This is a genomic window from Psychrobacter sp. AOP7-A1-24, from assembly GCF_052376235.1.
Taxonomy (GTDB): domain Bacteria; phylum Pseudomonadota; class Gammaproteobacteria; order Pseudomonadales; family Moraxellaceae; genus Psychrobacter.
In genome coordinates this window covers 1-14,225 of sequence record NZ_JBQSVM010000050.1, presented here as the reverse complement: position 1 = coordinate 14,225, position 14,225 = coordinate 1, and the positions used below count along the sequence as shown (strand labels likewise).

At 41.6% G+C, this 14,225-nt stretch carries 15 protein-coding genes and 2 pseudogenes; 8 read left to right on the top strand and 9 right to left on the bottom strand.

Annotated elements, in window-relative coordinates; all coding sequences use genetic code 11:
• Positions 1–5: 5 nt before the first annotated feature.
• Entirely contained in the window at positions 6–704 is a 699-nt protein-coding gene (locus ACT3QQ_RS12540; RefSeq protein WP_087041101.1) for an LrgB family protein, read from the bottom strand.
• A 9-nt stretch (positions 705–713) separates the two neighbouring features.
• Positions 714–1,205, bottom strand: coding sequence for a CidA/LrgA family protein (locus tag ACT3QQ_RS12535; protein ID WP_443508044.1), 492 nt, complete (start codon positions 1,203–1,205; stop codon positions 714–716).
• A gap of 135 nt (positions 1,206–1,340) precedes the next feature.
• On the opposite strand from ACT3QQ_RS12535, the gene ACT3QQ_RS12530 reads away from it, so the two are divergent.
• Together ACT3QQ_RS12530 and ACT3QQ_RS12525 are read left to right on the top strand one after the other, a co-directional pair.
• Positions 1,341–2,231 carry a LysR family transcriptional regulator gene (locus tag ACT3QQ_RS12530; RefSeq protein ID WP_443508043.1) on the top strand — a complete coding sequence of 297 codons (891 nt, stop codon included), beginning with the start codon at positions 1,341–1,343 and terminating at the stop codon, positions 2,229–2,231.
• Positions 2,232–2,240: 9 nt separating this feature from the next.
• Positions 2,241–2,447 (top strand): annotated as a pseudogene (locus tag ACT3QQ_RS12525) (integrase core domain-containing protein); the annotation flags it as partial.
• A gap of 35 nt (positions 2,448–2,482) precedes the next feature.
• Here ACT3QQ_RS12525 and ACT3QQ_RS12520 read toward each other — a convergent pair.
• Positions 2,483–2,617: pseudogene (locus tag ACT3QQ_RS12520) on the bottom strand (IS1 family transposase); the annotation flags it as partial.
• 307 nt (positions 2,618–2,924) lie between these two features.
• Positions 2,925–3,875, bottom strand: coding sequence for a DNA-binding protein (locus ACT3QQ_RS12515; RefSeq protein WP_444528253.1), 951 nt, complete (start codon positions 3,873–3,875; stop codon positions 2,925–2,927).
• A 276-nt stretch (positions 3,876–4,151) separates the two neighbouring features.
• Here ACT3QQ_RS12515 and ACT3QQ_RS12510 point away from each other — a divergent pair, with 276 nt between their 5' ends.
• Positions 4,152–4,673: a plasmid replication DNA-binding protein gene (locus ACT3QQ_RS12510; RefSeq protein ID WP_444528252.1), complete on the top strand. Its 522-nt coding sequence runs from the start codon at positions 4,152–4,154 to the stop codon at positions 4,671–4,673.
• A gap of 24 nt (positions 4,674–4,697) precedes the next feature.
• On the opposite strand, the gene ACT3QQ_RS12505 is transcribed toward ACT3QQ_RS12510, so the two are convergent.
• Together ACT3QQ_RS12505 and ACT3QQ_RS12500 are read right to left on the bottom strand one after the other, a co-directional pair.
• Positions 4,698–5,768 (bottom strand): hypothetical protein, encoded by a 1,071-nt coding sequence (locus tag ACT3QQ_RS12505; protein ID WP_444528251.1) that lies wholly within the window; start codon positions 5,766–5,768, stop codon positions 4,698–4,700.
• Positions 5,765–6,085 (bottom strand): plasmid mobilization protein, encoded by a 321-nt coding sequence (locus ACT3QQ_RS12500; RefSeq protein ID WP_444528250.1) that lies wholly within the window; start codon positions 6,083–6,085, stop codon positions 5,765–5,767. Before ACT3QQ_RS12500 ends, ACT3QQ_RS12505 begins: the two co-directional genes overlap by 4 nt.
• A 270-nt stretch (positions 6,086–6,355) precedes the next feature.
• Here ACT3QQ_RS12500 and ACT3QQ_RS12495 point away from each other — a divergent pair, with 270 nt between their 5' ends.
• Together ACT3QQ_RS12495 and dcm are read left to right on the top strand one after the other, a co-directional pair.
• Entirely contained in the window at positions 6,356–6,727 is a 372-nt protein-coding gene (locus ACT3QQ_RS12495) for a hypothetical protein (protein ID WP_290190035.1), read from the top strand.
• A 933-nt stretch (positions 6,728–7,660) separates the two neighbouring features.
• Positions 7,661–8,935: a DNA (cytosine-5-)-methyltransferase gene (dcm, locus tag ACT3QQ_RS12490; RefSeq protein WP_444528249.1), complete on the top strand. Its 1,275-nt coding sequence runs from the start codon at positions 7,661–7,663 to the stop codon at positions 8,933–8,935.
• Here dcm and ACT3QQ_RS12485 read toward each other — a convergent pair.
• Together ACT3QQ_RS12485 and ACT3QQ_RS12480 are read right to left on the bottom strand one after the other, a co-directional pair.
• On the bottom strand, positions 8,918–9,718 hold the full coding sequence (locus tag ACT3QQ_RS12485; RefSeq protein WP_200960355.1) for an LlaMI family restriction endonuclease: 801 nt from the start codon (positions 9,716–9,718) through the stop codon (positions 8,918–8,920). The two genes, dcm and ACT3QQ_RS12485, sit on opposite strands and share 18 nt — an antisense overlap.
• Before the next feature lie 140 nt (positions 9,719–9,858).
• Entirely contained in the window at positions 9,859–10,329 is a 471-nt protein-coding gene (locus ACT3QQ_RS12480; protein WP_058025525.1) for a hypothetical protein, read from the bottom strand.
• 553 nt (positions 10,330–10,882) lie between these two features.
• On the opposite strand from ACT3QQ_RS12480, the gene ACT3QQ_RS12475 reads away from it, so the two are divergent.
• Positions 10,883–11,137, top strand: a complete 255-nt coding sequence (locus tag ACT3QQ_RS12475; protein WP_299222005.1) for a hypothetical protein — start codon at positions 10,883–10,885, stop codon at positions 11,135–11,137.
• A gap of 36 nt (positions 11,138–11,173) precedes the next feature.
• Entirely contained in the window at positions 11,174–11,452 is a 279-nt protein-coding gene (locus tag ACT3QQ_RS12470) for a helix-turn-helix domain-containing protein (RefSeq protein ID WP_102076491.1), read from the top strand.
• Positions 11,453–11,674: 222 nt separating this feature from the next.
• Here ACT3QQ_RS12470 and ACT3QQ_RS12465 read toward each other — a convergent pair.
• Positions 11,675–12,783, bottom strand: a protein-coding gene (locus ACT3QQ_RS12465; protein WP_443552629.1) for an IS3 family transposase whose coding sequence is annotated in 2 segments (ribosomal slippage) — positions 11,675–12,585 and positions 12,585–12,783 — 1,110 coding nt in all. Because the reading frame shifts where the segments join, the coding sequence is not laid out codon by codon here.
• A gap of 272 nt (positions 12,784–13,055) precedes the next feature.
• On the opposite strand from ACT3QQ_RS12465, the gene ACT3QQ_RS12460 reads away from it, so the two are divergent.
• Positions 13,056–14,120, top strand: a complete 1,065-nt coding sequence (locus tag ACT3QQ_RS12460) for a 2,3-butanediol dehydrogenase (protein ID WP_058023639.1) — start codon at positions 13,056–13,058, stop codon at positions 14,118–14,120.
• The last annotated feature ends 105 nt before the right edge of the window (positions 14,121–14,225 follow it).

The following is a 14,225-nucleotide window of genomic DNA, read 5'->3' as shown; positions in this document are numbered from 1 at the left end:
TTTGTTTAAACTTGCCCAAATAACATTACGCCATGTATTAATGAAGGGCCTAAGAATACCATAAACAATCCCGCTAAAATCATTGTTAAACTAGCTATAACGCCCTCGTCCTCATTGCGCTGACTTGCCCGGGCTGTACCAAAACCGTGTGATGCATTACCAAATGCGATTCCATTTGCAAGATGGGAGCGAATACGAAAAAAAGTCAAAATCATATCCCCTAAAATCATTCCCACCATCCCTGTAATCAAAGTAAACAATGAGACTAAAGAGGAAGATCCGTGAATTTTTTCAGATAAGTCTAACGCAAATGGTGTCGATATTGAACGGGCCATCAAGCTATAGGTCAAGGTCTTATCAAAATGGAACAAACCAGTGAATAGGTATATGCTTAAGACTCCCACCACCATCCCAACAGTTATAGAAGCGGTCAAAGCCAAAGCATGTTGACGTATTAAACGACGATATTCATAAATAGGTATAGCAAACGCAACCGTTGCGGGGGCAAGTAACTGCACAATCCAAGCTGTATCCTTCCAATAAGTATCATAAGAGATATTAAAGATAATCATTAATGAAAGCGTTATTACTGGAACCGTGATAGCTGGGTTTAGCCAAGATTTTCGATAGCGCACATAGATTACTTTAGCCATATAATAAGCAGCTAATGTCCAAATGAGACAAAGGATTGACCAGACATTCATTGTAAATCCTCACGCATTATCATTATCTTTTAGGTTTAATTGGGCTTTATGAATCTGATGTCGATACAATCTACGTTGCAAACGGTGCACCATAATAAAAGTGAATGCTGAGCTTAACATCACCATCGCGGTACTTAAGATAATTGTCAGCATTAATTGCCAGCCCTTACTGATAAATAGCGCCTTGTATTGAAGTATTGACATCATAAGTGGGATAAACATTAATACTAATTCACCCAAAACAAATTTTGCCCCCAGTCTGACCCAGTTAACCTTGATAGCACCACTCATTAATAAGATCAGCATTAAAGATACTCCTAAGACGCCTGAGGATACGGGTAAATGCAATAACTCAACCAATATCGCAGCACAATACCAGACAGCTGCGATAATAGCGCATTGCATAAGGACATGAAGCCATGATTGGCCATAGAACCTTTGAAGTGCCAGTTTTGTTTTAGCTAAAAAACAGGGGGATAGACGAAGATTAAGATTACGCATAATAGTTGTTGTTTGTTAACTCGACACCTCTTATTATAAAAATACCCTAGTCATAAATTATGAATTATATTTTTATTTTTATTCCTAATTCCTATAATAAATTTCATTATCCTTCCTAACCATGGTTTATTATTCATGATAACTTTGAAACAATTACGTTGCTTTGTGACAGTCGTAAAAACAGGTGGGTTTCTTCAAGCCAGTATTCAACTCAATCTAACCCAACCCACCGTTACCAAATCCATCAGTAACCTTGAAGAATATTTAGGCGTAGCTCTGTTTGATAAGCCGTTGACTCATAGAAAAAAGCGGCTAGTTAATTTAACGGAAATTGGCGAACACCTCTATATTCAAGCAGTGGATATCTTACAAAAGGCAGATAATCTTGAACAAACAGTAGTAGATTATCAGCAATTAATAGGTGGTAAGTTGCGTCTGGGGATTTCACCGTTAGGCAGTGAAATACTAAGCAAAGCTATTTTTAACTTTTACCAAATGCATCCTAGTATAGAAACCTCACTTATCGAAGATGGTGCTGAGTCACTTAAGCAGGCCCTTCTAGAGGGGCAACTTGATGTGGCAACATTGATGAAGCCGATTGACGATGATTTTGACTACTCGTCGATATGTTGCTATCCAGTGGTGGTCGTAGCAAATAAAAACCGTATGGGTAAGCGAAAAACCAAGGTAACACTTAAATCACTATCAAATGCACCCCTAATTTTATTTACCTCCAATTCATCATTTACTCCAATGATTATAGAAAACTGTCAATCACTAGGTTTTGAACCTAATATTATTTGCCAAACCAATCAGTGGCACTTGCTTCTTGACATGGTAAAACAGGATATGGGTGTGACTCTTTTGCCTCAATATTATACTCAAAAGTTGGATTTAACAGGATTAGTCTGCTTGCCACTAACCCAACCTCAGTTAAAATGGGAGCTTGTCATGGCTTGGCGCCGTCATCGCTTGCTTACACCAAGTATGCAAGCTTGGCTTGATAACATAAGAAAAAATATATAACTAGGCCTTGATAATGCTTTGGCTGTAACAGGGCATAGGTTATACAAAACAGAGGTGATTGAATATTTGAAAGCAGATTTGCAAGGTTTAGCGAATGTACAACTTGCGACATTGAATTGGGTAGATTGGTTCAATAAAAAGCGTATACACAGTGCATTGGGCTATGTATCGCCTTTTGAGTTTGGAGACCTTCCTAAATTTTGTGTAAGTATTTAATCTAAACGTCAGTTACACAGAATCTGGGATGGTCTCTAATTGACATAGAAGAATACCAAATCAAACACCTTAAAGTGGTTATCAAACTTCTTTGAGAAGCAGCAGGTCTTTCGAACGGCTCGTCGCAATCGGTGTCTAAGGCGACAGTTATTACCTTCTATGCCTACCGTATGCTGCACAAGTATCTTTATACCGTTGTATATAAGGACTTTGGTTGGCAGCTTGTTGATAGAGAAATGATCGCTGATCTCTATGAAGAGTACCGCTAACACTATAGGGTATTTAATAGACTAAATACGCTCTTATTGGACGCTCACTAAACTGTGAAGCGTCCTTTTTCAATCTATTAATCATCTCAAAACCCCGGTCTTTTTGCGACTACCCAGCTGGGAGACTACCTTTAATTCCGTGTAACTGCCCTTACGTTTGAAACCACAATGATACGGAAACCTAAAAGACTCTCATTTAATCGGCATCCTAATTTTTATTTTGAGCGATAGCCAATTCGCCTTGCATCTTTTCAAGCTCGGCTTGTAATGCTGTTACTTGCCCCTGCTCTGAGATGTAATTGGTTGATAGCTCACTATATTGCTTATCTAATACGCTATGCTCGGCTTCAAGCTTAGATTGTGTTTGAGTGAGCTGCTCATTGAGTCCTGACAACTTATCACGCTCAGCAGTAATCGCCTTAAGCTCTCCTTTAACCTCTGCAGTAGCGGTTGCAATCTCATTGCGCTCAGTAGTGACTGCTTTTAACTCTGTCTTAGCCGCTTCAAGTTCTGCACTTAAACGGGCAACCTCTGCTTTGTCACTCTCCGCTGTGGCCTCAAGCGTGGCCACTCTCGATATGTTAGTGCTCAGCTCTTTTGCTTGCTGATCAAAGCTGTTGCGCAAATCCGAAAGCTGCCCCTGAGCGGCATCTGTTTTAGCTCGTTCAAGCTCCAACTGGTGCTGAGTATCGGCCAAGGTCTGCTTAAACCTATCACGTTCAGCTGTCGCCTGTTCAGCCGCTTTAGCTTTTGTCTCTGCAGTGGCCGTTACCTCGTCTAGTTGCACCAACAAATCAGCCTGCTCACCTTCTAAGGTCTTAACCGCCTCTTGCGCCTCGTCTGTCTCAGCTTGCGCCTTGGCCTTAATGCTCTCTAAGGCCTCACGATCTTTAACCAAGCGATCATTGGCGATATCAACCGCCGTCTGCCACACATCCGCACCAAGCGTCTGTAAGCGCTCAGTAATACCACTGGGCAGCTCAACCTGTCTTAGCTGCTCTTCTTCTTTGTTATCCTGACGCCAAGACTTCATAGCTTCACTGATGGTCGTAAATGAACCACCCCCAAGCGCCTTACGCACTTCAGCTAAAGTAGGCTTGATGCCTTGTTCTTGCAGTTGATCCGCAGTGTTATGAACCTGTTGGATAGTAAGCGCCACAGTCATTGTCCTTAATTTTATATAAGTAGATATGTAATGTTTGTATGATATTATATGTAGTATAATACAATATACAACATACTACAATACAGAATACAAAAAAACCTCAGGTGATTTGAGGTGTCTTTTAATGTATTGAGTTGATGGTTGGCCGCAGACACGGATAGAGCATTAGTATTTGCCAAATGGTGAGGTTGGTGCGATAGTTACTCACTGAACGTTCTGAACAGTTGCACTGTACAGGGGCTAAAAACGTACTTGAACACTAGGTGAGCAATGAACATATCGGTGACAAAGGCAGCAAAACAGTGGGGTGTATCGAGAACCACTATCTATCAGAAGATCAATGATGGTGAGCTTTCCAGAACCGCTGACAAGAAAATTGATACCTCAGAGATGATCCGAGTGTTTGGTGAGCCTGTCACTAAAAAACGTACTGAACAATCAGTGAACACTAGAAGTAGTGCGTCCGTGAACAGTCAAAACGTACAGAACAGCACAGCACTTGAACACCAGTTAGCACTTGAAAAGATGAAGAATGAACACTTAGGTCAGCAAGTTCGTGATCAAAAACAGCTGATAGCGAATTACCAAGAGCAAATAAGTCAGCTCAACAAAACACTAGAAAAAGCCAATGCCAGTATTCATGACTTAACGCAGATCCGACTGCTAGAGTTTAAAGGTGCTGACTCTGAGCATAGCGATCAACAATCACCGTTAGAGCCAGAGCCGCTATCTGAAAAAGAAGCCGCAGCTGCGCCCACACCTACCAAGAAAAAGAAATGGTGGAGGCCTTAATTGTTTAACAACACCGTCAAACGACTATGGCCTTGGTCCACTGTATGAGCGCTGCGGAGTCGGCACCTCTACTTTAGGTGCGTTATCTTGCGGCTCCTTAGAGGTCACATGGTTATTAACAAGCGCTAAAGGCTCAGGCGCTTTGATATCACCATATGACTTCTCGTGATACTCTTTCTTGATCTCCATACCTGTAGTCCACGTTTTTAAGTCTCGATGACCGCGAGACTCACTCGTTCTCTCATAATCTCCTTGACGACCCTCAATAAGGTGCGCTTGCTGCGACAAAGCCTTAAAATCCTTCTCATAGATAGTGCCTTTGAGCCTAACATTTCGTGTCATAGCAGGATGCGCCACGCTGATGCTGCTATTCGTTGCTCTCTTAATCGTTAACCCCATACCTTCTAGGGCATAAAGCACACTACTGCGGCCATTAAGACTACCCTCTGCTAGCCTATGCCACATTCTTCGATCAATCGCTGCTTTTAAGGCAAAAGTGCTCTCAGGATTAGCGATGATCTCATTATCTTCTTCTTCCTGCTCCTTCTCTTTAGATTTAGGCGGCCTATCATATGGAGTTGGCCGTGGCGCATTATTCACATAAGGGTTGATTAGCCGCTTACGCTCTGGGTCATTAGGATCTGTTAGGCCATATTCTTGATTGATGATGTTCTTAAACGCATTGACTCGTACCAGATCAGCGCCAGCATAAAATGGCTGCAGCCGCTTACCACTTCGCAGCTCTTGACACGGGATCACAAAGTTCAGCTCCAGCCGTCCACCCTTATCAGTATGTTCGACCCACAATATATCGTACTGATCAGGCTCGAGCCCTACAAACAGTGTCTCTTCAAAGCGCTGCATGATGTCTTTTTTCTGCTCATCAGTGAACCCTTCGGCGTCTTCAGTGAAAGACAGCACCCCTGTCTTATATTTTTGCTTGAATGGTGTGGTATTAATCAGCTGCTCAGTGAGCCTAGGATCGCCGTAGAGCACCTTTGCACCCTCTCTAGGCTTACCACCCTTAGCAACCAGCAAGTAATTAATTGGACCTGCTCCTGAGCCTTTTCCACGCCTAAAAAACTTAACGATCATGATTCACCTCGCAAATGCTCATCAAGCAGCGCATTAATCAAAGATCTAATAGCGGTGATCTGTTCAAGCACATTCTCATCTACCTGCTTATTGATGTTAACGTGTTTGGTGACTTGATTAAGATTAGAGCCAATACGACCAAGTGCGCGAACCAACTCAGGGTCAGCTGGCTTCATTGGGGCTACTCCTAAGCCTAAACCTCGCATCCATCCTGCCATCGTCGTTCCCTGTTGCCGCTTCTTTAGCGCAGCCAACTCATCCTCAGTGACTCGAATCGCAATCTCTTTAGTTCTTTTTTTACCGCTAATTGGTGGCATAAGACTGGCTCCTGTTCTAGATATAGGGGTGGTTGGGGGGGTCAAGGGGGCGATAGCCCCTTTGTCAGCACCTAAGAGAGGATATTGTAGCGAAGCGGAAATAGCCCCCTCTTAGGACTGCTGGCTTAAAATAATATCATAAATGTCTGTACCTAGCATAGTCGATACTGTGTATACCTATTTATACATGACTGTGTATACCTATATAACAACAATGTCTATACCTATGATATTATGACTGTCTGTACCCATACAAAGAAGGTCGCTAGTATGAATAAAAGATCTGAAAACATGAAAAAAGTGAACACCCTTCGCTCAGAGGTAACCACTGCTATGATCTATCTATTAGATGAATTAGAGGATGGTACAGGGGGTGATTATGATGGCTTTAATAGCTGGGGTATCAAAGAAGCCTATAAGCTAAAAGGACAACTAAATTCATATCGAGCACAGAAAATAGCTCAGTTTCTAGGCAAAACTATTAGCAAGCAAAAGCTGTTGAAGTATGCCAAACCCAAAGGATATGTTTATTCTCTCTCTAATCAAGACATTGCCCAATGGTTAGAAGACAATCAACAGGCTCTACTAAAATACTCTAAATTCAACATAGGAGTCATTACAGGTGGCCAAAAATTTAACTAACGTTTTTACTCACTGGCCACTCTTATCAATCATTAACCTCAACTCACGAAACTTTCATTTTTCAAAATTTCAAATTTTTTTTTGAACCTTTCCTCTCTCCCTCTTAATCAGTGTGCCCACTAGAGTATGCCCTTGCTATGTGGACAACCCTGATGGACAACTCTGTGGACAACTGCTTGGAGGGAGAGAGGTTGAAGTTTTGGGCAACACTCACCCTAAAGCGCCCACAAGTAAAAACTTGCGAACCCTTTAGAGTATTGCCCTGACAACTGCCTGTCGGTCGATCGGCATCGTCTCGGGAAGTCATCACTGTATCAAGCTGACTCTGTTATGATTACGGCTGATAGCACCGCCTAGACACGCTCATAACCGCTATATAGCCGTTTCTACGCTAGCAAGGGTTAACACCCAATATACCGCTACGAATACGCTAATATAACCTCTCATTGCGTTGCTCAATATGTCTAGTAACCCCTGTCGGGAGCTTGCTTGTCACCCACGCAATGCAGTCGTCACTGAGGCCTGCCACCCATTGCTAGGGAACAGTTAAAGAGCGTTGATAGGGCGAAGGTAGCGAGCAAATAGGCGGTTTTACTGAGTAAAATTGGTAACTTACAGTAGTAATATGAGTAATTTGATTGCAAAGTAGCCTAGATTTGGCTTAAAATAGACCCTAATGGGCTTAATTGCTGGTCAAATAACGCTGTTTAGGAGCTTATTTGGTCGTTACAGTCGTTCCCCAACGTCTGTAACCGTTAATGAACATTAAACGATAAACCCCCCTATTACGTCAAGTAGTAGGGGGGTTTATTTTTTTGTTTATTAATTATCATTTTCATATTTTAAGACAATATGCAGCTTTTATCCTACACAAAGTGAATGGCCTATGTTAAAATCCGGGAATAAAACAGGATACTTTAAAAGTAGGTTACTATGAAAGATACTCAGCAATATGTTATTGAGAAACGTAAGTCATTAGGCGTGTCTCAAAAAGAATTAGCATTGTTATTAGGGATGAAAGAAGCAGGTGAAAGGACGGTTCGTGGCTGGGAGAACGCTGAACACAAACCTTCTGCTACAAGGTTAGCGAAGCTAGAAGCACTTAACAACAGCCATCCTTTTGAGCGTAGTAATAAGGATAGTGATTTCACTTTTATTGATTTATTTGCAGGTATTGGCGGTATACGTCTGCCGTTTCAAAAACAGGGCGGTGAGTGTGTTTTCACCAGTGAGATTGATAAACATGCTCAAAAGACCTACTTTGCTAATTATGGAGAGTATCCAAGTGGGGATATTACCCAAATTCAGGCCAAAGATATTCCAGATCATGACCTGCTTTTAGCTGGTTTTCCTTGCCAAGCGTTCTCACAAGCAGGTCTGAAACAAGGCTTTAAAGACACACGCGGCACTATGTTTTTTGAGATTCAGCGAATTTTGGCTGAAAAACGTCCAAAAATGTTTTTATTAGAAAACGTGAAGCGACTCAGAACTGATAAGAAAGGGGAAACCTTTCAAACCATCTACGATATTTTGACTGGGCAGCATAAGGACAGCATACCTGATGATGTTCCTATGAGTGAAGAAGCGCGAGAGGCTCTATCTCATAAGCTAAATTATTGGGTAGGATATGCTGTATTGAGAGCTGCTGACTTTGGTGCGCCACAAAATAGAGAGCGTATTTTCATCGTAGGTTTTAATAAAGATTATTTTGATAAAATCGAAAATTTTGACGAGCTATTTAGTTTCCCTGAGCCTACTCATAGCAAGACCCGTGTTGGGGATATATTAGAGGATGTGCCAGCTGATGATACGGTCTATACCATATCTGATAATCTATGGGCTGGTCATCAAAAAAGAAAAGACCAACACATAAACAAAGGTAACGGCTTTGGTTACAGCTTATTTAACCATGATAGTGCGTACACTAATACCATTAGCGCACGCTACTATAAAGATGGTTCTGAGGCGTTGATAGACCAATCGCAATATGGGAAGAACCCAAGAATGCTAACTCCCCGAGAATGCGCTAGATTACAAGGCTTCCCCGAGGAGTTTTTGACTGACGCAGTATCTAAGACTCAAGCATATAAACAGTTTGGTAACTCTGTATGCGTTAAGGTCGTTGAAGCAGTAGCGGAGCAGATGATCTCAACATTTCACAAAGCTGAGGCCATTCAAAAGCAGACTGATTTATTGGCTGTTGTCTAAAGATCCTGGAAATGGTGGATAGGTGCGGGTAATTAACGAGTCCCAATGGTTGTTATTAGCACGCCATTGGGAATAGTTACGAGCATTCCCTACATACATGCCACTATCAAAAAATACTACGCCCTGCTCAACAAGCTTAATCCAATTATCGAAGATCATTGGCTCACCAAAAGCGATTTGGTTGTAACAGCCGTTTTTGTCTTTATTACACTTAAACCAACCATGATGGCCGAACTTCTTTGTGAGCTTATCGTTTAAGTTATCTCTATCCCAACGGGCTAAGATGACTCCCTCTTGCTGTAGGTTTGGTGGGACTATATTTTCTTTATCAGGACGAGGATCTCTTGAATAGTTATAAACGATGATTATGTTCTTTGCATCATCAAAAACCATTTCTGAGCCATTATAGGTTGATGGAGAGTTAAAGTTAGGGATCGGACTACCTGACCATGAGTAACGTCCACCCTTTTCTACATTAGGTTTGCCAAACACTTCCATAAACTGCGTGCGATTCAGATCGACTTCTTTATCTTTGAATATATAGTAGTTAGCACTCCAATCTCCAAAAGTGGTCTTACTACCAGTAGAATTTTTCATCTCATAGCCATGTAAATCAGGCTCGTTATTAGCGTTTGCTGCTATACCCATCTGTCTTTCAAGCCAGTGCCCAGCCTTACCATCATGACGCTGATTAAATTCAGTGGTATCAGGCGATTTCCCATAAACATTCTGTTGAAAAAGCTCAATTATTTTCATTTCTTCATCTGAAATAGTGATTTGCATTGCAATAGCTCCTTAGTTAAGTTGGCTATTGTCGCAAATTATTAAGTCAGATACCTGTGAGAATTAATGGGTTGATAGACGTAGCTGAAAGGGCGCTATAGCCTAATAAGGATTCGAATAGCAGATTTAGGCGTCAAAAATCAATAAGCGCCTAAAATAAGATACTTACCGTTATCAAGTTTTGTGAAATCGTTTTCACGAGCTAGAATGGCCGCAACCTCATTAGAATAATCGGGTGACTTCATCAACTCAGATCGAAAAAACTGTAGCAATTCCTCATCGCTTAGATCATGTTCCAAGCTGTCAAACTTTTCTTTCGCATCGGCACTGATGCCAATATCTGCATTACGTATCATGTTGATGATTTCGCTGGCATATTCTTTTACTTCACTACTAAGCTCGTAAACAACACCCGATGCATCCCACTCTAGAGCGTCATTAAAGAGCGGCTCCCAAGCAATAGACGCTGGGTCATTGCTTTCGCTTTGCACACGCTTATATTGGGTTAAAATAGCGTTAATCGCTTCTTCGCTAAAATCGCTTACAAGCTCATGCTGCCCAAATTCTGTAATAAAATCCTGCGTATTTAATTCTGATGCAGTGGTAGTCATATCTATAGTCCTTAATTTCGTCTTGATGTGTTTATTACAATCCTAATTCAGGATAAGCCATATCTGTAATACCCCAACGGAAATAATGAAACCGAATCCTTCTATCCAAAGTCATTTGTCATAACGTCTGTTATGGGAACAAGTATGGTTCCCTATCGTGGGTTCAGATGTTCTATTGATACTAGTAACTTCTTTATGAGGCACTAAACAATCCTACTTTAGTATGCATACATAAACTTGACTCACAGTAATGTTTTATAGTAACCTAACAACTCAGAATAGACGATCCGTCTAGATGCGTTTTAGAAGCTATCATTTATTAATTGAACCTTGTAATTGGCTGATTTCAGCCGCTATTTTTATAGCTGCAACACCCGAAGACCTCGACCTCTGTACTATCTCGTTTGGCCTTATGCAACTTGTCATTCGCTTGGTATTTCGACTGAGGCTTCGCCACAGTATAAGGCTTGTGGCGTTCTAATGTTATTTCTCTCGGGTTCGATTGTGTTGTCGACTGGTACAATCCGTGCCGTCAGGAAGCGTCGTAAATAGTATGAATGATAAAAGACTTTTAGAACAGTTGCGGGCTCAGCTTGCTGAGATTCAAACAACTACGCATGATACATTAGAACCCAGTGTTACTCGTAAAATTGAAGAAGCAATAGAGAATCTTGATTTAGTAATAGAGAACTCAGCTTCCAAAGAAACAGACTATAAGGCAATAGGTTTAAAAACGCTCGGTGACTTACTTCTCTACTTCCCCAGCATTATTGAGCTTATTCAGATTTTTAGAAAGTTTCTAGAGTAGTACAGCAAGCCTTACCACTCTTATAAGGTTGAAAACATGAAAATCGGCAGTGTTATAAAAAAGTGTCGAAAATTGAGAAATATGACGCAGTTGCAAGTAAGCGCTTTAGCAGATGTTTCTGAATCATACTTATCATTAATAGAAAAAGATAAACGTCAACCAACCTTATCCAATCTAGAATCAATTGCTGACGCTTTACAGATACCAGTAAGTGTCCTTGTGTTTTTGGCGGCTAAGCAAGAATCCATCTCGGAAATTACAGACACGCAGATTGAATCCCTTACCAAAACAATTTATTCGATGATTGAAGCTTAAACAATGGGCTTTCACCCTCTACCTCAGGTTACACCAATTGCAAATATTAGCTCACTTGCTAACCTATTAGAAATTACAGTGGAAGATCTAGAATATGTACTGGCTAATAAAGATAGATATTGGTGCCCAGGAAAAAAACTAACCAAGCCCAATGGTGAAGTAAGACATACACACAATGACCCCTGCCGTCAAATCCGTATACATAAACTTGGGAGATTTTAGTTACGCAGCTTGACGATAATAATCAAACCACATCTGTCTTGGCGATTTATAGCTCAAGCCCTTTTGAATCCTAGTCTGGTTGTAATATAGCTCGATGTATCTAATGATATCGGTAATGGCGGCAAATCTAGTTTTATAATCCTTATGATATACCAACTCATTCTTCAATATGCCCCAGAAGCTTTCTATTGGAGCATTGTCGAAGCAATTACCTTTAGCGCTCATTGAACCTGTAAACTGATGCTGCTTAACGATCTTGTGGTAGGCATGGCTGCAATACTGGCTGCCTCTGTCAGAGTGAACGATTAGCCCTTTGTTTGGACGTTTATTCCTGATGGCCATGTTCAATGCGCGACAGACCAAATCTGCGGTCATGCGTTTGTTGATCGCATAGCCGACCAGCTCTTTGGTATATAAGTCTTTGACTCCCGCTAAATACAACCAGCCCTCATGTGTCCAGATATAAGTAATATCGCTTACCCATGCTTGGTTAGGGCGACTGGTGTCAAACTTCTGATCGAGCACGTTTGGATAGACCAGTTTGTGATGATTAGAGTCAGTGGTGACTTTAAAGCGCTTATGACGACGGCATTTGATGCCGTGTTCCTCTTTGATGCTTCTGACCATGTATAGACTAATATCATACCCTTGCTCGGTGAGCGTTGCATGCAGACGCTCAACACCATAGCGCTCATGAGTCTCACTATGAGCGGCTTTAACTAGTAGCTCGCACTGATTACGGTGTACCTGCTGACAGCTGATATCACGACTCAGCCAGTCGTAGTAGCTCGATGGTTTAACGCTAAGTACGCGGCACATCCTACTGATGCTAAAGATTTGCTGGTTGTCTTTGATAAAGGCGTACTTTACTAACTGTTTTTCGCGAAGTACGCCGTCGCCTTTTTTAAGATCTCGCGCTCCTCTTCGGCAACTTTAAGCTGTCGCTTTAGGCGTTTTACCTCTTCAAGCGCACTCATAAGTTCAGGGTCATACTGCTTTGTTCCTACAAGCTTGCCTTGATTGGCTTTGTTATGCCAATTTGAGAGCGTTTGCATCTCTATTTCGAGCTGCTGAACAGTTGCACTCAAGTTACGATTGTTGTCTGTTATCTTTTTGACAGCTTCTACTACAAATTGACTGCCATGTTATGCCCTTTTAATGCCATAAATCTGATATCGTTCTCTTAGGCTTATATGTGTGTAGCTCACGGTTGCAATCTTGCTTTGGCAGTGGATAATGATTTTGAGGTTAGGGCATCTATGCCTATTTTTTATCTGCTCAGCCAAATATTTACAATCATCCATTATGGCTACGTTTGATGCCAGCATAATTTTTGATGCACCATCCAATATTTTTTTAATGACAATCAAAGGAGATTTATATGAAAGCGGCACGTTTTTATGACAAAGGCGATATTCGTATTGAAGATATTCCAGAGCCTACTGTAGAGTCGGGTACCGTTGGAATCGATGTCGCTTGGTGTGGCATCTGTGGTACCGACTTGCATGAGTTTATGGAAGGTCCTATTTTTATTCCCCCTTGCGGTCATCCTCACCCAATCTCAGGAGAGTCTGCCCCAATCACTATGGGTCATGAATTCTCAGGCGTCGTTTATGCTATTGGTGAGGGTGTTGATGATATTGAGATCGGTCAGCATGTCGTGGTTGAACCATATATTATCGCTGATGATGTTTCTACCGCGCCTGGTGAGAATTATCACTTATCAAAAGATATGAACTTCATTGGTCTTGGTGGTCGCGGTGGTGGTTTGTCTGAAAAAATTGCGGTCAAGCGCCGCTGGGTACATCCTATCTCTAATAAAATACCATTAGATCAAGCAGCCTTGATTGAACCGTTAGCCGTTGGCTATCATGCTTTTGTGCGCAGTGGCGCCAAAGCAGGTGATGTTGCTTTGGTCGGTGGCGGTGGTCCGATTGGATTGTTATTGGCGGCAGTTTTAAAAGCCAAAGGCATTACCGTCATTCTCACTGAATTGAGTACCAAGCGCAAAGAGAAGGCTAAAGAAAGTGGGATTGCCGATTACATTTTAGATCCGACTGAAGTAGATTTGACTGAAGAAGTCATGATGCTTACGGATAACCGCGGTGTGGACGTGGCTTTTGAATGCACCAGCGTCAATAAGGTATTGGACTCGCTGGTTGAACTTACTAAACCTACTGGTGTGGTTGTGATTGTCTCTATCTGGAGCCACCCAGCTTCCGTAAATGTACATAGCGTAGTCATGAAGGAGCTCGATGTACGTGGGACTATTGGTTATGTAAACAATCATCAAGAAACCATCAAATTGGTCGAAGATGGCTTAGTGAACCTTGAGCCCTTTATTACTCAACGTATCAAATTGGATGACTTGATTGCTAAAGGCTTTGAGACTTTAATTCACAACAATGAATCAGCAGTGAAAATTATTGTGAACCCGAACCTGTAAATAGTAAGGCAAGGGATATCCGGCTAGCTAGGTGATTTTAATCCGTACGTTAGAATTTACCAAACCTCAAGTTGCCCAAATCTACCTAGGAAGCCTTAGACACAC